Raw genomic sequence first — 19,973 nt, forward strand, 5'->3', positions numbered from 1 at the left:
GCAGTAAACGTATAAAAATGAGATCGGTTTATCGTGTTTTTAAATTTAAAATTATGAAGATTTTACCCGTTTTAGTTCTGATTTCTTTAGTCTCATGCCATATGCGTGAGGTAAAACCCAAAGATGGCGTAAAGCCTGTTGAGATCAGTGTGACAGATAATGGTGCCGTTTCACTCAATGGAACAGCTGTGGAAATTGACAGCATTGGGCCGTATGTTTCCAGATTATTTTCAACATATTCAGATGAACAGAGAAGTAAAGTGGTTGTAAACCTGACGATTGAAAAAAATGTAAAAGCAGGAGTCATCTCTGACATAAAATACCAGTTAAGAAAGGCTAAGGCTCTGAAAATGAATTATCGGGTTGAATAAAACAAGGATGCAGGTTTTCTTTTAAGCTTCTTTAGTATAGCTGGAATTTAACCATGAGAAGAGTTCTGATTTTAATAATTTCGGTTTTAATATATAACAGTGCTTTTTCAAATGATACGGAAATTGCTTTTGTTGATAGTATATTGAGGTCAGAGAGGTATTTTAATTTGATTACATACCATCTGAATTCTTTTTCAGATCTGAATCCGGTCGGATTTCTAGGCAATAAGAACTTCAGTGACTTTAAAGTTTTATGTTGTAAGGAAGAGAAGGATTCGAATGATTATACCGTTTTTGCTTTAGCCCAATGTGAAAATTACTATGTTATTGAAGATTCAATATTTCCGCAAAAGTCTAAAGTTGGTATTTTGGTAATTAATTTACAAAGGGGTTATTCTAAAGGATCTAAAGAATACAGGTATGGATTTCAAACCGAATGGATTCTATCAGTTGATAAAAATGAAATAAGTGCAAAAATAATATTAGATACCTTGGATAGTATCATATCCTGTAACATTATAACTATGCATATGATAACCGAACGTCTGGATAATTTAGATCATGATGTTTATCAGACCGCGTATAATTACTTTATCAATGAAAAATATATAGAGGAGAGTGGATATACTAAAAGATTTACAGTGAATGGGCCAAAGGTCTTTGTTGATATTGATTTTATCCAGATTATTGGTGGTGATATGGCATACAGAAAAGCAAAAGAAAAAGGCATAGATATAATGTATGACATGCTTATTCTCAATGAAAGCATGAAAATAAGGACGTATGAATTATCGGATACGGTAAAAATAAATTTGGTATATCCATATGGTCATGTTGAGCCGGCTGAGTTTAATTTAGAAGGATTTTTTAAAATCAAAGCTGATAATCCGGCATATAACAGGGATATACTTGCCAATTTCAAAATTAAAAATGGCATTGTGGTTCAAATAGATGAGATTTATACCCCTTAATATTCACACATGTGACAATGATATTTTGAACACTAATACTATTCAGAAGTCATCCAATCAATCTTAACCTCATTAATCATGGTGGTAGCGCCACCGTTATACTCGATCCCAAAACTTCCTTCCCGGGTAGGCGAAACAATTGCATTAAGATCCACATGATCTTTTACTATCGGTGGATAACCGGCTTTGTAATAGTCATTCAGACAGGACGCATGTACCGATAGCTGATCACCTTTTAGTTCAATGGTGATCCTGCACTGTGGTCTGAAACAACTTGTTGGCACAGCCTCTGTTATTGGGGTGACACTGCCATCTTTGTACTCAATCAAAGCGGCATCCACTGTATTCGCATACCTGGTTTTTCGGATGAACCGGACGCCATAACCTGTTTTTGTTTTTGGATTATATTTTATCAGTACATCCATGTAAAGTGGTGCTACACTAAATCCCTGCCCCGCTGTTTTGAAAGGCGTTACGGTAAGTTCAACGCGCATATCACCAAATGTCGGGCCAACAGGTGTGTAACTCATGGATGCATATCTGCCGGTTTGTAGTAATCCGGTCATGCCTTCAGAACCTCCGCTACCCTCGCCGACATACCAGGCATCACGTTTGGTATGTTCTGTGGCCGAAGTATCGAAAGGAGCAAAGCGCCAGAAACCCGGAATCACTTCCGGCTGGTTTTTTACGCAGATATTCATAAAATTAGTCTGCAATTCATCCGGATCAGATTTGACATCTTTCTGCCGTATTGGCTTCCGGAGTACATAAGATACAGGCTGACCTGCATCACTGCGCAAATGCCTGGGTGCTACTTTTACCTTGATAAAATATCCGATGTCACCTGCCGATAATTCGTACTGCTGCATAGGTATATTCATTCTCGAGACAGCAGTCTCTATGGGATGACTGCCATTTGCATCCGTACATCTGTACCAGCTCACCAACGATTGATCCTCGTATTTCATTTTTTCGAGCCTGTATTTTACAGATAATGTCCCGTTGGAATTCTTTTTAATTTCAGGCAAGGCCTCAAATTCCGGTGATGATAGCTTTTCCGGTTTAATATAGAGTCTGCATGCACCTTCCAGTCCCGAAGAGGTGGAGGCCGTCAATAAAACCTGTTGGGTACTGTCACTTTTATTTCCGGGAATGACATTGCAAATGCGTCCATTCTCCAGAATCTCGGTATGAATAAAAATGGTATCTCTGTCTGAAATCTTCCAGTTAACGGTTTCTTTTGAAGCGTCATAATTCCCGAATCGGAACAGGTCAGCTTTAAGTACAGAAGCATCTTTGCCGGTTTCAATAGTCACGGCCGTAGGTGTGATTTTAAGCTGAACCGGCAGACTGGTGTATTTTGTATGGTTAGTTTCTTCGGCCTTTAGTACAAGATGTTTTATGCCTTCCGGATCCCAGTCGTCATTACCTCTCAGCAGGTTATAGGTATTGTAGATAACCTTGCCCCGGTAATTGAATTTATAAGCCTTCAGCTCCGGTAAGTCTGTGATATCAACGGTACTTTCCGGATCATCTTTACTGATGGTAATAGGGTGTCCGTTGAGGGTAACATTGCTCTGGTAATTTTTTATGGATGGTGGCGGAAAATCGCGCCAGCCGATATATTCTACTGAGCTGGAATGAAAACGTGTATCGATAACCGCGACCTGTCCGTTCGCTTTTGTGAAGTATTGATTTCCACGTGTGAAAGACCGGATATCACAATTCAGAAAAACTGCGCCGGTTCCGGTGGTGTGATAAAAAGGTTTTGAACTGTAAAAATCAAAGGTACAGTTCTTATAAACACCTGTGCCACATAGTGCATCATCGGTACATTCCATATGGCACCTGTCGAAAAGGATGCGTTTGGCACCTACAAAATTACACAGGTTCAGGCGGCTTATAAACCGGGAATTTCGGGCCGTTATTTTGTCGCCGTTGCAATGAATCAGCTGAGCCTGAACAATAGCATCGGATCTTTTTTTTCTATTCAGTTCCGGATTTAGCGGATAGTCCAGATCCACGTTACAATAATTACCAAAGGTGATATTTTCAGAAGAAATTCCGTCTCCCATAATCAGAAACATGGTAAAATTACCTTTGGCACCAAGCGTTTGGCCGCGGTTACTGGCCAGAACAACATTTTCAGGATTCCGGTTCAAACCGTAAAATGATAACCATTTGCATTCAATGACCAGGCCGTAAGGTACAGAGCCATCACCCGGATTGCGGACTTCAGGATCATCCGGATCATCTATCCAGTACACCCAGGGTGCGATATATAGTACCATCGGATCAGTCTCACTACCGTTAGTGAGATGTTGTGCTGCCGTATTTATGCTGTTGAAAACAAAAGGATTATCCGCTATCTCGTCTGAATTAAACCGCCCGTCGATAAAAAATGCTTTTGGGCCGAGAATTATGGTGTCGTTGTGATATACGATATATTGACCGAAATACTGTATCGGGTCATTGGTGTCCAGAGGAGCGTAATTCTCACTTTGTACCTGTCTGCTCATGAAGAGGACCAGGAATAATATAAGTTTTGCGGGTTTCTTCATAACTGAACATTTGAAGATTAGTCATGTAAATATAGTTGAAAATGTGGGCTTTAGAGGTTTTATAAGCAGGTAAAAAAGCTTTAAAAGGGAATTAAAATTTATAATTGCTTTAATTTCAGCAGGTAAGGTGTTATATTTGTATCTGGTAAAGGTGATTGTGTTGTCTGGTGGATATTCTTTCCCTGCATTCACACATGAAGGAAATCTCAAAACAGGTTATTTAAAGATGAAAAAATACGTACTTATTTTGTCCATGCTATTGGTATCTTTTGTCAGTAATGTCTGGAGTCAGACCCATTGGGAAAGCATAGTAACTGAAGCGGATGCGTTTAAATACCTTGCGCCGGATGCAGCACCTTCCCAGGACTGGATCCAGCTGAACTATGACGATTCATCGTGGAGCAGTGGTCAGGGTGGTTTTGGTTTCGGGGACCAGGATGATAATACCATTATAGAAACCGGAACTTCGTTTTATCTCAGAAAAAAATTCACTCTGCCGGCAACAACAGAACTTTTCAATCTTTTATTCGATATTGATTATGATGATGCCTATGTGGCTTTTCTGAACGGAATTGAAATCGGGCGTTCTCCCAATTTGCCGGATGGTGCTATCGGACTTACCAGCAGTATGAGTACCGATCATGAGGCACAGCTCTATTCCGGAGGTATGCCGGAAAGGGTCACACTGAACCCGGATATTCTGGTTGATGGCGAAAATATACTGGCTGTCCAGATTATCAACTGGAGCACTTCCTCATCGGACATGTCGGCCAGGGTTTTTCTTAATGCAGAGATTAAGGGAGATGCCATACTTTTTCACCCGGTTCCTGACTGGTTTCAACCTCCAGTGGAACTGGCACAGAGTAATCTTCCACTGATAAAATTTGATACACAGGGCAACGCTATTCCGGATGAACCCAAAATAATGGCTGAAATGCAGGTCATTAACAATGCCAGCGGACTGAATAGTTTCAATGATACGAATTATGAATACAATGGCTGGGTCGGCATAGAGATCAGGGGAAATACGGCTCAGATGTTCCCTAAAAAAAGTTATACGGTTGAAACACGCCTGGAGGATGAATCCAATAACAATGTTGAACTGCTTGGCATGCCGGAGGAAAACGACTGGGTATTACATGCACCATATTCAGATAAAACACTGATGCGAAATGTTCTGGCCTATCATATCGGCAACAGCATGGGTAAATGGAATCCCCACACCAGGTTTGTGGAGGTAATGCTAAATGGCGAATACCGCGGTGTTTACGTTTTTGTTGAAAAAATAAAGATTGATAAAAACCGGGTTGATATTGCTACTCTGAAGCCGGAAGATATTACCGGGGATGAACTGACCGGAGGCTATATCATGAGTATTGACAGGAATCAGGATGGCAGTTTTGATTCACCGTATATCGGACGTACAGGTACCTATCCGGTTACCTTTTCTTATGTTGATCCCAAATATGATGAGATTAACGATACACAACGCAATTATATAAGAGATTACATCTTTAGTTTTGAGGATGCCCTGAAGAGTGACGATTTTAAAGATCCTGATATGGGTTACAGAAAATATATCGATGTAGTATCATTTATCGATTATTTTTTAATTACTGAATTGAGTAAAGATATTGACGGCTATCGTGTAAGTGTCTATTTTCATAAAGACAAGGATAGTAAGGGGGGCAAGCTTACCATGTCTCCTTTCTGGGATTATAATCTTTGTTTCGGGAATGCGAATTTTTACGGTGGCGACATTACCACCGGCTGGACATCGGATGACAAGCCAAATGGCATCGGTTCAGGTGACCAGGGGAATGAGATTCCTTTCTGGTGGGATCGGTTCAGGGAAGACCCTTATTTTGAAACCCTGCTGAAGTACCGCTGGGAAAAACTGAGAAAAGGTGTTTTAAACAAAGATTCACTTAATAATTTTCTGGACTCCTGTGCCTATGAATTAAGGGATGCCCAGGTACGGAATTTTATCAAATATCCTATTCTTGGCACTTATATTTGGCCAAATCCTTATGTCGGTGGAACCTATGAGAATGAGATAAGCCATCTTAAAACATGGCTAAGTGACCGGATTGACTGGTTGGATACGCAGATTAATGCCATTGAAGCGGCATTCCCAAATGGTATTGAAGAACAGTATGTACCTGAAAATAGTGTGGCGGTTTATCCGAATCCGTTTAAGGACAGATTTACTATTTCATTTGACTTGCAGTCTGGTGCTGATGCCGTCGTTGTGATCAGGAATATTCTTGGACAAGTCGTTTCAGAACAACGCAGATTCTGTACATCAGGGAAAAATGCATTTGATTTTTCAACTAAGAATCTGGGATCAGACGGTAATATTTTCTTTTATTCCATCAGGGTAGGAGACCAGATGCTTAAAACAGGTAAAATAATAAGGCAATAAAAAACCGGACAGATTTGTTTCTGATAGCAACAAACTGTCCGGCATATATTATACTGGAATTTATATACTTTTATCTCTTCGTTGTTTGCAGCTGTTTGGCCATCGCTGCACCAATCAAACTTTCCAGTGGTGTACCGCCTTTTGCATCACCGGCCATTATCATGGTTTCAGGAAATTTAATTTTTGCAATTTCAGCGGCAACCTTTACGTCCCGGTCCAGTTCCATCTGCAATTTGACTTCAGGTGTTATACCTGCACTTACTTTTCTGGAAATCTCGTAGGCTTCAGCATCCGCTTTGACTTTTATCTTCTGTGAAGCAAGTTTTTCTGTTTCAAGCTGAATAGCAGCCAGTTTTTTATTGGTTTCTTCCTGCTTCAGTTTTGTTTCAATGGCAATCAACGTTTTAACCTGCTCTTTTTCCTGTTTTACCCTTTCCTCAGCCTTGTCTCTTTCACCTTCAGCAATAATCCTGGCCTGGGCATCCTTAGCTGTTTTAATCTTCTGCTGTTCTAACTGTCTTTTAGCTGATTCATCTCTCTGTGCTTCCAGTCTTTGCTTAAATGTGGTTTCAAGGAAAATGTCATCGACAATAACCTGGGATACAATAATTCCGTTCTTTGTTATTTCGTTTGGTATTCTCTCAGGCACGCCATTCTTTAAAACTTTCTTAACTGTATAATTTGTTTTGATGCCCTGAATTACCCTGTTTTCCTCTGGTTTGTCTATATCGGCATAAATAGTATCGTACGACGTAATCTTATTTACTTTGTAAGAGCCGCCACTCAGCTGTTCTTCAAATGTAGTCCTGAAGTTCTGAGCTTCACCTGAGATATAGTCCTGGGCTGCAAACATATAACCGGTATTCGACATTACCTCTTTAACCGTCGGAATTAAAGTGGTTTGTATAAGATTGTCCAGACTTTTAAATTCAACGGCCAGCGAAATAAACTGCTCCGCTGATTTTGGAAGCTGAAACCTTGCAGATACCTTGGCTGTTGCTGTTACCTGGTCAATGAACCTGATGGGTATGGGTTGCATGATACCTTCAATAGCATCAATGTCTTTCATGTCAGATTTCTCATCTACGACTTTGACATCGATGTATTTATCCCATCTGTCTATTTTAGCAAAACCTCTCCATTTAATGCCCTGGTCCATTTCGGCATTCATTTTACCACTGGGATAAACCAATAAATAGTTGTAACCTCTGTCTGCAAAAAAGAAAAGGGATTTTAACAACATTAAAAAAATACCTGTGACAATAAGAAAATAAGCAGGTCCTTTCCTGATGCCTTTTAACCATCCCGGCAACTTTTCCTGCTTTTCAAGTTTTGAAAGTACCAGGGCGGACAGGCCAGCCACCAATACAATAAATCCTAAAAACGTGATCATAGTTAGTTAATTTGGTTAATAATAATATTTAGTTGATAGTTTTTAACAGGTTAAATATCATTCAACAGATAATCTTATCATTCGGTCACTAAAATAATCCAAATTTTATCAGGTGGTGACACGGATAAATAATTTATTCCCGTTTTAAATAAGTGGTTCTGTTCTTTGGCGTTTGCTCCGGGCAAGTGCGATATGAAATATGTTGTAAAAGTTCCTTAATGCTTTTTGATAGCCTGGTTTAAGATGCCGAGTTTGTAAAAATCAAAAAGAGTAAGACTGACATAACCATGGGTCAGTAAAAAACGGATAAGCGATTGGCTTATGGTGAAAAGCAGCGATATAAGGAAGCTGAACTTTTTCAGTTTTTCATATACGTTTAACAGTTTTATGTCCCTTATGAGTTCCGGATCGTTTTGGGTAAAGGCCATTACATGGATCAGATTTTGCACCGCTTTTTCTGTTTTATCAAGGTATTCCCGGTTATATTCAAGATCGTTATTCAATATGGCATTTTCAATATGTTTGATTTGAATCCCTCTTTTTTTCAGTTCAAAACCAAACAGGGTGTCTTCGTGCCCGTATTCCTTAAGTCTTTCATCAAATTGAATCTCCCGAAACAGCTTTCGGGTGATCACAAAATTATTGGTCATGAAAGATGCATTGGGATGCTCTGAACGGCTCGCTGCCGGTTTGCTCTCTTTTTTGATTCCGTATTTCCATCGCAACATTTTGGACCGGTCCGGTTTTTTATCGCCATACACACGTCCACCACAAATAATATCGGGATTGGAATGCTCAAATTCAGCTATATAGTTTTTTAGAAAATCATCTGAAATGATCATAGAATCACAATCCAGAAACAGCAGATATTCATTCTGCGCATGCTTAAGAAACAGGTTGCGTATGGCCGATCTGCCAACATTTTTTTCGAGCATAAGGTAGGTATGCTTGTTGCAGCATTTCCCGTTCTGCATCCGGAATATATCCGAAGAACAGTCATCAATCAGAATGAGCTCTGCGGGTACATCAAGTTGTTCCACCTGCACAGATAGTGTGCGTACCAGATCACACACATTAAAATTATATATGGGAATGCAAACCGAAAGCATGATACATAGAAAGTCCGAAAGATAAGGAATTATATCATGTGCATCATCACGATATGCTTACTTTGGGCTTATCGGGTTCCTTAGTGTAGGAGCCAAGCCCGATACCTTTTAAAATATAACCAATTATAGGTTTGTTGAGTAAGGCTTTCCGATCTGATATGTTCTCTGCTTCCAGCCATTCTCCAAGTATATCCATATCAGCACTTAAACAGGCTCTGTGTGTGTTGTAGGCAATGGATTGCTGATCATCAAGATACTGTATCCGGTCTTTTTTTTGCATTTTCCGGATATATCTTCTGTAGCGCAGAACAGGTCGTGCGTACTTAAACAGGTGCTTAACATTATCGGTATTAAATGCAAATTGTCCACAATCATCGCAAATGCCTGTTTTTATACCATGAAATTCCTTTTGTTTGGTTTTAATGGTCTTATCGCAGTGATTGCAATACAGAAATACAGTTTGATCTGCTGTTTTAAAGGATTCGCCGCTTAGTTTTACTCGGAACTCTGAAAACCCAAGTGCTGCCCTGAGTACCGTAAACTGTAAAATGACCAAAGCTATAAATATAAACCGGAAAAGGAAATTCAGTTCATGATGGAACAGTACGCCATCGTAGAAGCCATGAGCGAATGCAGCGACGATAACTGAAAAAATAATACCGGTGTAGTTTTTATGGATCCTTTTATGAATGTAAAAAGCAATGCCCATATAACCGGAAAAGGAAATATGACCAATAACCGCATATATTGATCGTTGGAATAAAATGGTAAATGGGGATTCATAGCTTAAAGCATACATAATATTCTCAATAATCGCAAATCCAAGCGATATTGCTGTTATGTAAATCAACCCGTCAACAATTTCGTTAAACTCCTTTTTTATAGCGAAATAAACAATGATAAGGGCTAATAATTTGGAGAGTTCCTCAATAATTCCGACTTTGAATATGGCGTCAAAGAAATTATATTGTACGGGTGTGAAACTGTAAAAAACAAATGAGCTGATAACAGCAATAAATCCCCCTGCGAACATCACGAGCAAAAGTTTTGAAAGGGGTTCCTTTTCATAAATGTCATAACTTCTTACCCGCAACAGGTATGCAATTCCAATGAGTGTGGCAAGTGCAATAATGGCAATGGTCTGGAGATTCATTACAGATTAAGGTTAAACATGGTTAAAGGGCTCAAGGTATTTATTTTTTGTCAATCAGTGCCGGAAAATCCTGAATTTTCTGGTTGAATGAGACAGATTAATCGTAAAGATGAGATCAAGAAACAGTAAGTGTGTGTAGTGTACATTAAACTCATGGCGATCCCAGTTAAACATTGAAGGGTAATAATTCAACCCGATATTAAAGTTTGGCGACATCCTGTAGTATCCGGTTAATGCGGGACCAATACTGTTTTGTCTTTCTATGTGGTATCCGTAATTGATCAGGTCAGGGGCAATTTCCACGATTTCACTGCGCCGGAAATAGGATTGAAAATAATGCATGCCGATTCCGTAATGGAGCCTGTAAAGATCTCTTGAAATGGTAAAATCGCTGAAAAAAGCGGAAACATGTTGTGTTGGCCCGTATTCGTCATAAGGAGCCGGGAAAGGTAATATAAAATCACCTAAAACTCCCACCTTAGCATTAACTGCTTGCTTGTCCCTGAAATAATATTCAAGTCCGAGTGATAATCCCAGGAAGCCTTTAAAGCTTTTGTAATCACTTCCGGAATAAACATAAAATAAATTTCCTTCAGGAACAGAAAGCAGGAAATTTAATTCATGCTTTTCAGGTTTATATAAAATGTGATAACCTTTCCCACCTGGTTTTTCCAGATCAATTAAGAGATGATCAAAATTAAACTTTGTATCAAAATCATCGTGTATTTTAATGTTTCTTTCTACAGAATCATCTTTTGCTGTTATGCGTAAGGGCGTTTTATGCCTGTTAAATTCAATAAAAGTTGGTGTTCTTTTCCAGTTTGAAGTATCGTTGTTCACCTTTATCCATATTGAATCAGGTTTTGACTCAACATTCATCAGGGTATAGCCATCAAACAGCAGACCCGCACAGGAGTTTAGCATTATGCCTGCTATGATGAAGAGTAAGGCTGTATTTTTCAAAACAAACAGTTTTAGAACAACAAAGGGACAGTTTTTATTGCCGTTGATTTACCCGCAATGGATCAGACTAAAAGTAATAATAAGATGCATCAGTTGCAAGTATATTTCATTTTGTGTGCTTTTAGCTACATTTCCAGGGTCACAATCCTACTTTGATTACTCTCCCTGCCGTACTTGTCGACAGCTGTGATGAAATAAAAATAAAGCACATCTTGTTTTACATTCTTATCCATAAAACTCAGCGTTTTGGAATCTGTCTCTTCCAGTATAAAAGGTTTGGTGTTTGTCTCATACCTGTAAATGCGATAGTGCTCAATGTCAGGATTGTTAACGGCTCCCCATGAAATTAAAATGGCATGATCACGGGTTTGCAATTCCGGCATGGAAGGAATTCCCGGTTTTACATCCCGGAATGTTGTTGTGGCTGAATTACTGTATGAACTGGTGGCACCAAAAAGATTGAACGCCTTAACCGCATAAGTATATTGATGACCCGGAATGACGGTTGTATCCATATAATAGTTCATTACGGTTCCTGGAGACTGTTTGTAAATCAATTTAAATTCTTTATTTAATGCGTCTTTTCTGAAGACCTCATAGCCGCCAAGCGCATTTTCACGCTGTGTAAGATCTTCCCAGCTGAGTGATATGCCATTTTTCATTTCACTTAACATCAATCTTCCCGGATTGGCTATGTGTGTCGGAATGCCCGGACGGACCATGATTTTTTCAGTAAATTCGCTGGTTTCATATACATCGTTTACACTTTTTACCGCATAGGTATAACTAAACTTCCCGGAAAGTGACCTGCTGCTGTCAATGTAAGTTGTGAATGAATCGGTTTTTAAAACCAGATCCGAAATTTGTTGCAGGGTATCCATATAGCCTGAAGCACGGTACACATAAAATCCACTCACATTTTCTTCATCGCTGGTAAAGAATAATTTGACACCTCTACTTACTGGTTCACCATAAAAAATCTGGGGAGGTAAAGGTATGTCGGAACCTTTGTACAGACCCGAAAACCTGATTCCGGGATGACTTTCGCCAATGGCGGTATTTACAGTAAGATAATAGTAATAGTTTTCCATAGCCGTTGTCACATAATCCGTATAACCGGTGTCCTGCACCGGTATTTCGGCTAGTCTTTCGTAGTTTCCATCGTAATCCTGACTTCTGTAAATGCAGATACTTCTGGCTAAAGGAACCGGATCGAGTTCCCAGCTCAGCCGTATGCCATATCCCTTTTTCAGGGAAACAGCCTCTAATTTCCGAAAGCTGATATCCGGTACTTTTTGAAAACTGTTGGCCATGACCGGCTTGCAGCTTTTCCCCGTTTTCCCGAATAGATCCACCGGAGCAACCGTATATTCATACATCGAATTGGGTACAATGCTTGTGTCAGTGAGTGTAACAAAAACGGTATCACCTTCTATGTTGCCTATTCCGGTTGTGCCCTGAACGGGAAGAAACTCACCCTTTCCGTAAATGCGCCTGAAGCTGTTAAGTTTGGCCATCTCGTTTTTATGTTGATCACGAAAAAAATACCAGGTTATTTCAATCCTGTCATCTGCTTCATTTATACCGTAATAGTTCAGGGAGACAAACTCCGGAACCTGTTTCGGATCAACCGAAGTGCTGGTTTTTGCTTCTTCTGAGTTTCCGTTTGTATCCTCGTAATGAACCCGGTAGCGGTATGATTTTCCTGGTTCAGTCTCAGCATCAAGAAATGCTACACCAAGGGTCAGCAATGCAGCAGGATAGACCTTATACCTGAACATTGAGATGTCGCTGTGTGTATCGGGATAGTTGAAGACGGAATCGCTGTATACCATTAAAATTTCCGAAAAAACGGGGAAAAGTGAGATATTCTCACGAAGTTTATCGTTTAAGTCCTGTCTGTTGCCTGAAAGTTGTACTTTCCCAATTGTTGTAAATCTTTCTTCGGTTCCTTTACTTCGTTCAACGATGTATTGCCCCTGAACCGGTATTTTATCGCCCAGAAAAATAAAATTTCCCTGTGGCGTTGGTGTGACAAAATCAGAGTCGGATTGTCCGTTCATGTACGAAAAGCTATTCATAATCAGCAGGACAAGCGTTAAAATAGAAACCTTCATTATTCTCAGCATTTTATAGTGTCTCATTTTCATGATGTTATATCGTTGAACTATTTGCAATTTCCCCTCTTCACATTATTACCGCTGCAGGAACCCCAGCCAAGGCTGTAGTCCGCTCCGGATCCTGAATTAAAACTGACATTGAGTTTTAGGGACTCTGAAATATCAATGTTCAGACAGGGATCTATACAAATCCCAACACCGAACTTTTTAGCCCCGGTACACTGGCTGACATGTGTATTCAGATTTAAACTGCCACAGCCATTGATGCCGAATGTGCCTGATCCGGTGTCAAACCAGCCGTCAACGCCCATTTCAGCAACGGTACAAAAACTCAGATCGGTGCACAACATGGAACTGGCCGTAAAATAAGCTTTGGCAAAAGCCATCACACCGGCTCCAAAGATCATATTATCATTAAAACTCATCCAGAGCCGTGCATCCAGTCCCGCTTTTGCGCCGAATGAAACAGATCCTACAAGTAGTTCAAGGTTGTATGACGGAATAGGTACCTGGATGGATTTCTGACCAGTGAAGAAGAACCCGTTTACACCATTTACAAGAGTGGACGGCAGATGTTTATTGTAGGCATACTGCATCAGGTTATCTTCCATAAGCGGGGTAAACTCAGCATAACTTCCGATGATCATTCCTGCTTTAATATTACCGATAGGTTCAGGAACACCGAAATCACCACCACCGGTGAAATACCATCCTTTGGAGTCTACCAGCATTTCGAAGTTGGCACTTTCAATCCCAAGTCCGCCAAATTTTTTACCTTTTACATTCAGGCTACCATGTAAGCGCGAGGCTTTAAAATCGTAGGTAATTTCAATATTCCCAAACGGGAGATCCATATTGCTGACACCCAGTTGCTGGTTGTCGGCTTTTACAGCGCCAAAAGCAGTAAAGGTGAGTCTTTTGTAGGCATCTGTAATTCCGGGTGTGCCTTCAAGATCTCCATTGAACGTAAAGTAGCCCCAATCCGTATTTGCCGCATTGACGTGCATATTCCCCAATACATCTTCAAGACGGGTTGTATTTCCGCTTCCTATGGCAAGCTGTTGCCCGGGAATCACATCAATCTTTGTGGTTGCACCTTTCTTTCTGTATATTTTGGCGTTCAGACTGAACAGTTCGGGATCTGTGACTTTACCGTCTGCGATAAAGCCGTTTTCATTCAGGGTCTGATTATTTCCTGCAATGAATTGTACATGTCCCTTGCCTTCGAAATAGAATGGGATAGGATGCAGGTTAAGTTTAATATCCGTTCCGGGTTTGGAAATATCCATGAGTGCTGTGTATCCTGTACTGAGTTTTGGAATACCCAGATTGACACTGCCGTTCAGCTGAAAGAAATTATCATAAACAGCAATGCCGATAGGCGTAAACTTAAATACATCATAAAAAATTACAGGATTTGTAGTCATTCCAAAACCCAGCATTTTTTCGCCATTACTCAACAGCTTAATGGACTGCAATGTAAATTTGTCATAAGGTTTCATGCCCGGGAGACCACCAAAGGTAGCAGCCGGTGCATCGTATTTCCCAATCAGACTCATAGCGTAGTGTCCGGTTTTATTTTCTCCCACACTGCCATCATAACCAAAATTAAAGTTAACAGTGTTGTTGTCGATGTTCAGGTTCACAACCTTGGATAAGGTGAAGTTATCAAGTACAGCCTGACCGATATCCAGTTGTCCGGGTTGTATCAGCAGATCTTCAACCGGAATATCCAAAATCTCCGCATTAATAATTCCTTTTGGGGCTGTTATTCCACCTGAGGAAGATGTAAAATACCATTTGTCAATTTTTAACTTCCATTTCTCAAGGGGTATTTCCAGCGGTGAGCTTCCATCCAGAGGGAAGATCTTTTCATGTGTCATTTTTAATTCTCCCAGGTCAATAGTCGGATTTCCGGATAAGGGAAGATTCAGTTTCATTTTTAAAGGCAACGTGATATGATCATCCAGGATAACAGATGTGGTATGATTGGCTGTCACATCAAATCCAAATAGTTTAAATGCCAAATCCTTATTATCCGCGGTTGCTAAACGGTATCCTTTTTTCTCCGGAGCTGCTGCATATTTTGAACGGAACATCCTGATGGTTTGGGAGGTCGATCCCTGGTTTCCCAACCATAAATTATCAGTAAAGTTTCCTTCAATATCTCCCTGGTCAAGACTAAAGGATTGTTTCAGTAATTTAACCTTACCGTCAATATACCCCAATCCTGTATTATCGGAGGATACTTTTACCAGGTTTCCGCTTACCGGTTTGCCAACACACATAAATGTGTGATAAAGATCGGTATACAATTCAGGCATTTTCGTATTTACCTGTCCGCCAACCGGTTTGGCATAGGGGATATTCAGGCTGTCCATCCTGGTATCCGGCATGAGTTTTGTCCACCCGAATGGTAATATTTCCGGATCATTACTAAAACTGAAATTATCATTTGAAGGCAACGAAATAAAATTGCCATGAACTTCAATCTGCGTTGGTGATAGCTCTTTAAGTTCCATGATCTCAACCGGAATGCCCAATATTTCAGTTATGTTCATGTTGTTATAAACTTTCAGGTTAAAGTTGACAGAATCGGTGTTCGGAATGCCAACCAGTTTATAATCGCCAACTGTGGTTACCAGTGCCGATGATTTTACGGCATTTACCTTAAGTTTATAATTGGAGTTATCTGGAATAAATACCGAATTGTATTGCGTATTGATCTGGGCAGGAACCGATAATTCCATAAATTCACTATTGCTGCTCTGTGTCTTCTCTTTATTTAAACTAACCTTTTTGGAATCAAGGTAATTCTGAAATGCGTTTTCAATTGAGATGATTTCACCTGTCTTTTCCGGGAAAAGAGGAACCTTAAGACTGTAAAGCCCTTCCGCGTTTGTGTAAGTCTGGTTCGGAATGCTGTTAGCCCCGTTATCTACAAATACCCTCGCTTCATTAACCGGACTCTTGTTTTTACCCAGGGTTACCTTCCCCTGAATACGGGTGGCTTCAGGGAGAATTTCCAGGTATGTTACATAATCCTTTGTACTGTTGTTGGAAAGATTTACTGTTTTTTGATATAACAACACATCTTCGGGAGGAACTATTTTTACCCCGAAATTATCATCAAGGTTTTTAAATTCATATTCTATATAGCCATATTGGTTGGTCACTAATGTTGTGCCGAGTATGGTAACTTTGGACCCGGGAACAGCCTTCAGGAAGTTCGTCGATTTACCGGTTACATAAATTCTCATCCTGTGTTTCAGACTATGAACTTTCAGTGGTTCCGGAAGATATGTGTCGTTGTTGTCTTTTACATTTAATTGGAAGACTTCAGTTGAGTAGGCATTCGTTTTTAAGGGTTGAACCGTAACTTCATTAAAACCGGAAGGAAGATAGACCGCGAATTCTTCACTCTGATGGAACTGGAAGGTTCCATTGTCTATCGTTCCGGAAATAACTGTTTTTGTCTGGGTTTCCACCTCTATACCATTGGGCGTTTTTATCCTGGCTTTTACGGGATTTCCTTTTTCATCCGTCACCTGTCCGTAAACAATTCCTTTAGGTTGAAGTTTAATACTACTCAATAGATCTAACTGATCACCTCGTTTCAAAATTAAATCATCATTTGATGCCGGATTGGTATAACTGTTATAGCCTGTTTTAAATACGAACAAACGTCTTTGTGGCCCAATTAGGGCATTCGCTTCATTTTCCTGTATGGGGAGATTGTTATACTCAAAGTACCCGTCCGCATCCGACGTCCGGGATTCATAAATTATCGTGAATTCCGGTTCATTTATATTATCCGTTACAAAATCGGCGACCTGCTCAATCCAGTTATCGGATGGTTCTTTTTCTGTTTTAAATTTCGAACGCAACACAATTCCGGCTCCTGGAATGGGCTGATCATAAACCGCATCCTGAACCCTGCCAATTATTCTTGGATTGTTAGGGATCAGATGAACCACAGAATTATATGCTTTAAGTGTATAATCACTGTTGGTAAGGTATTTGTCTGCAGGTACATCATGATTGATCTGATAAGCGGACTTATAGGTAAAAAATCCTTTATTGTCATTGGTCTGAACCCAAACGTAATACCGGTCTGTGTTTTTATCAGGACGGACCATTCTTCCAAACACAGTATAACCGTCTGCATTGGTAACTCCCTTTGAAATCACAGGGTATGTGCCAAATGAGGTTTGAACAGTTTTGTTCTTATTGGATTCGGCTGCTCCTTCGTCTTCAGGAATTTCATTATCACGGTCGTAACGCCTGAGTACGGTCACATTCACTCCGCCCATGGATTTTCCCTGTCCGGCGGCCTGATTGGCAATACTGTTAACAGACAACACCTTTACCTTGAGGTTATAACTCTGAACATAGGACACCAGTGTTCCGATATCAACAGATGAATTGGGCTGAACCTTGATGTTGACATCAGGACTGCAGTAATACGGACTTTCAACTACTAATCGTAATACCCGGTGTAAACGTCCCTTAAAAAGGGTTATGGACTGAGGAGGACTAAACTGATCCTGATTCGGTTTTAATACGGTAAATTCAAAGTTGTCGGTAACAATACCGGTCTCATCGGTATGAACAAAGGTAAAGGAGAAAGAACCGTCGGCATTCGTTGTAGTGGTTGCCAGGGTTTTGTTCAGGTTAGGGAAGAAGGTATTTCCCGCCTCCTTTGCAAAACCGGGAATATCATCGTTGGTTATTATCATATTGCCGGCTTCATATGATGTATTCCCGAGTGTGGCATCTTCAAGTAAATACATTTCTTTAAGGCTTATTTTAATGCCTCCCAGCGGTTTGGAATCATAGGTGTTCAGATAACCGTCGGTATATATCGCCGGATCAGTGGGCGGAAGACCCGGAATAAATACACCCGGTGTCTGACTGTATTGCAGGTTACTCTGATTAATCGTTTCAGAATAGGTAAGCGATGACGCATTATTTTGCCCGTAGATATCTTTGTAGTTGATGACTTCTTTAGAATCAGAAGGAATTTGTTTTTTTTCGGCACCCTGTTGTTGCTTACCTGCCATCACAGATGAGACATCAGCAGGTTGTGAAGTGCTCTGATCACCACCGCTTTGGATGTGCGGAACCAGTGAGTAGAATTTGTAATTTAACCGGCCGGAAACAGTGGCATATGGAACCTGTTGAAGATTGCCTGTAATGGGTTGTTTTTTCTTGACGTCAGGAACCTGATTCTGTGTTGCTATGATAATATCCGGATTGTAAAACAGTCCCTCTCCAGATTTCCCGTATATAAAGCTGCAGGGTTCACTGTGTCCGTTATTTTTGAATTTTGTTCCTGTTTCTTCGTCGTGTGCAATAACTTCCCAGGCATAATGTTTACCGGTTTCCAGTAAGGGTTGTGCCGGTCCGTAAAAAAAGGATGTCCCTGTGACTTCTGTTTCAAAGAATGGTGGTGTGGGAGCGCTTTGTAGTGCCTTTCCCGGTGCCATATTACCTGATAAAATCTCGGCAATCCGGAGGGTGTATTGTGTAAATGCCGGAGCACCGGGAGATGGTGTCCAGTTAAATACAATATTCTGTACCCCGTTATCCGGTATTGTATCATCACATAAAGGGCTGACAAGCTGTGGCGGTTCGGGGTATGCAATCGTAAAGTAGTTGCTGCATCCTGCCGGAAATGAGGATGATATCTGATTGCCCTCTTCATCATAAACATTGAAACAGACCCTGTAACTTCCTTCAGGCAGTCCCCTTGAATTTACCGCTAAGGCTGAAATTCCGGTGAAAGCAAGGTTGTTTGGATCAAAATATTCATACAGCTCACCCGATGTCAGAACTAACGGTATGTTGGCTGTGAGCTCTGCCAAAGAGGATGGTGTAAAATCAGGGCGGGTTGTGATCACAATGCCATTGTCACCTTCCAGTTGCATGCGCAGTTTTACCTCCACATTGGAAGTTGACTGAAGGGTTAGCATGGTTTTTTCTCCTATCGATGCGAGTTGGGGCGAGACCGAAGGCATAACCTGTGTAATGGCGGTGACATTGGGTGGCACTAATGTAAAACTGGTACAGCCAACCGGATCTTCACCGGTGGCAGGTTCACCAACATCATACCATAATCTGAAACACAGGGAATAATTTCCGGGAGGCAGACCACGCGTCATTGCTCTTTGGGAGGTTATACCTGAAAATGTAAGTGCTGTTTCTGAAAACAGGTTATTCAGATCAGCTCCGGTAATGACCTTGGGTATAAACCTGTTCAGACTGAAATAATCCGGCGTATTTTCTGTGGATTGAACAGAGATGCCATTATCGCCGCTGATTGAAAGGGTAAGAAAACAGCGCTCAACTTCTGCATTGGCATTTAGCGTTACCATAAGCTGATTCGTGATATCACTTAATGGTTTGTCGTAGGGTGCTGAAAAAGATGTTGTAATGTTTACAGTTCGTTCAGGTATGATAAATGTGGCGCATCCTGATGGTGGTTCTCCCGAAAGTGCCGGTCCGTCGTAAGTCCAGGCACGGAAGCAGAGCTGATAGGTGCCGGGAGGCAGACCATTATCGTAAACACTTCTTGAATAATCGTTGCTGAATTGCAGGTAACGTACAAAAAAAAGATTATCCAGGTCACCGTTCATCCCGTTCAGTGTGGAAGGATAATAGGTGTCTGATTTAACGGATGAGGTGATTCCGATGCCATTTTCCTCTGAGGTTAACGACATGTCGATGAGGCAATCGTTTGAACCGGCGGCGCTCAGATTAACCATGGTATGGGTCTTGATTTCCTCAATGGTCATATATGGAGAAAAAGGACCGGTCACGGTTGTGCTTACAGTTACCTGACCGTAGATTTGAGACACTGAAATAAGGATCCAGGTCAGTAGTAATGTGCTACGATAATTTATGT

10 protein-coding genes are annotated in these 19,973 nt (G+C 40.6%); 3 read left to right on the forward strand and 7 right to left on the reverse strand.

Going from position 1 to position 19,973, the window contains the following annotated elements; all coding sequences use genetic code 11:
• Nucleotides 1–53: 53 nt before the first annotated feature.
• Both ACE1EF_RS08580 and ACE1EF_RS08585 read left to right on the forward strand, forming a co-directional pair.
• Entirely contained in the window at nucleotides 54–371 is a 318-nt protein-coding gene (locus tag ACE1EF_RS08580; RefSeq protein ID WP_375720235.1) for an ExbD/TolR family protein, read from the forward strand.
• A gap of 53 nt (nucleotides 372–424) precedes the next feature.
• A complete protein-coding gene (locus ACE1EF_RS08585) occupies nucleotides 425–1,342 on the forward strand; it encodes a hypothetical protein (RefSeq protein WP_375720236.1) in 918 nt (305 codons plus the stop codon).
• Between the two features lie 38 nt (nucleotides 1,343–1,380).
• Here the strand turns inward: ACE1EF_RS08585 and ACE1EF_RS08590 are convergent, their stop codons facing one another.
• Nucleotides 1,381–3,903 (reverse strand): pectinesterase, encoded by a 2,523-nt coding sequence (locus ACE1EF_RS08590; RefSeq protein WP_375720237.1) that lies wholly within the window; start codon nucleotides 3,901–3,903, stop codon nucleotides 1,381–1,383.
• A 226-nt stretch (nucleotides 3,904–4,129) separates the two neighbouring features.
• Between ACE1EF_RS08590 and ACE1EF_RS08595 the strand changes: the two genes are divergently transcribed.
• Nucleotides 4,130–6,328 carry a CotH kinase family protein gene (locus tag ACE1EF_RS08595; RefSeq protein ID WP_375720238.1) on the forward strand — a complete coding sequence of 733 codons (2,199 nt, stop codon included), beginning with the start codon at nucleotides 4,130–4,132 and terminating at the stop codon, nucleotides 6,326–6,328.
• 70 nt (nucleotides 6,329–6,398) lie between these two features.
• Here the strand turns inward: ACE1EF_RS08595 and ACE1EF_RS08600 are convergent, their stop codons facing one another.
• From ACE1EF_RS08600 to ACE1EF_RS08625, 6 genes are all read right to left on the reverse strand, one after another.
• The gene (locus ACE1EF_RS08600; RefSeq protein ID WP_375720239.1) at nucleotides 6,399–7,721 is read right to left on the reverse strand and encodes an SPFH domain-containing protein; all 1,323 of its coding nucleotides are present in this window, start codon (nucleotides 7,719–7,721) and stop codon (nucleotides 6,399–6,401) included.
• Nucleotides 7,722–7,936: 215 nt separating this feature from the next.
• Nucleotides 7,937–8,830 (reverse strand): glycosyltransferase family 2 protein, encoded by an 894-nt coding sequence (locus ACE1EF_RS08605; RefSeq protein WP_375720240.1) that lies wholly within the window; start codon nucleotides 8,828–8,830, stop codon nucleotides 7,937–7,939.
• 46 nt (nucleotides 8,831–8,876) lie between these two features.
• A complete protein-coding gene (locus ACE1EF_RS08610; protein ID WP_375720241.1) occupies nucleotides 8,877–9,983 on the reverse strand; it encodes a PrsW family intramembrane metalloprotease in 1,107 nt (368 codons plus the stop codon).
• A 54-nt stretch (nucleotides 9,984–10,037) separates the two neighbouring features.
• Nucleotides 10,038–10,946, reverse strand: a complete 909-nt coding sequence (locus tag ACE1EF_RS08615) for a hypothetical protein (RefSeq protein ID WP_375720242.1) — start codon at nucleotides 10,944–10,946, stop codon at nucleotides 10,038–10,040.
• A gap of 125 nt (nucleotides 10,947–11,071) precedes the next feature.
• Entirely contained in the window at nucleotides 11,072–13,090 is a 2,019-nt protein-coding gene (locus ACE1EF_RS08620) for a fibronectin type III domain-containing protein (protein ID WP_375720243.1), read from the reverse strand.
• A 23-nt stretch (nucleotides 13,091–13,113) separates the two neighbouring features.
• Nucleotides 13,114–19,926, reverse strand: a complete 6,813-nt coding sequence (locus ACE1EF_RS08625; protein ID WP_375720244.1) for a hypothetical protein — start codon at nucleotides 19,924–19,926, stop codon at nucleotides 13,114–13,116.
• Between the last annotated feature and the right edge of the window lie 47 nt (nucleotides 19,927–19,973).

This window comes from Quyinboa sediminis, from assembly GCF_042219855.1.
GTDB lineage: Bacteria > Bacteroidota > Bacteroidia > Bacteroidales > UBA5342 > JBHJHP01.

Bases quoted from the DNA above. Each gene is read 5' to 3' on its own strand.
- ACE1EF_RS08620 (WP_375720243.1), bottom strand. From the start codon at position 13,090: ATGAGACACTATAAAATGCTGAGAATAATGAAGGTTTCTATTTTAACG.
- ACE1EF_RS08600 (WP_375720239.1), bottom strand. From the start codon at position 7,721: ATGATCACGTTTTTAGGATTTATTGTATTGGTGGCTGGCCTGTCCGCC.
- ACE1EF_RS08605 (WP_375720240.1), bottom strand. From the start codon at position 8,830: ATGCTTTCGGTTTGCATTCCCATATATAATTTTAATGTGTGTGATCTG.
- ACE1EF_RS08585 (WP_375720236.1), top strand. From the start codon at position 425: ATGAGAAGAGTTCTGATTTTAATAATTTCGGTTTTAATATATAACAGT.
- ACE1EF_RS08580 (WP_375720235.1), top strand. From the start codon at position 54: ATGAAGATTTTACCCGTTTTAGTTCTGATTTCTTTAGTCTCATGCCAT.
- ACE1EF_RS08595 (WP_375720238.1), top strand. From the start codon at position 4,130: ATGAAAAAATACGTACTTATTTTGTCCATGCTATTGGTATCTTTTGTC.
- ACE1EF_RS08610 (WP_375720241.1), bottom strand. From the start codon at position 9,983: ATGAATCTCCAGACCATTGCCATTATTGCACTTGCCACACTCATTGGA.
- ACE1EF_RS08590 (WP_375720237.1), bottom strand. From the start codon at position 3,903: ATGAAGAAACCCGCAAAACTTATATTATTCCTGGTCCTCTTCATGAGC.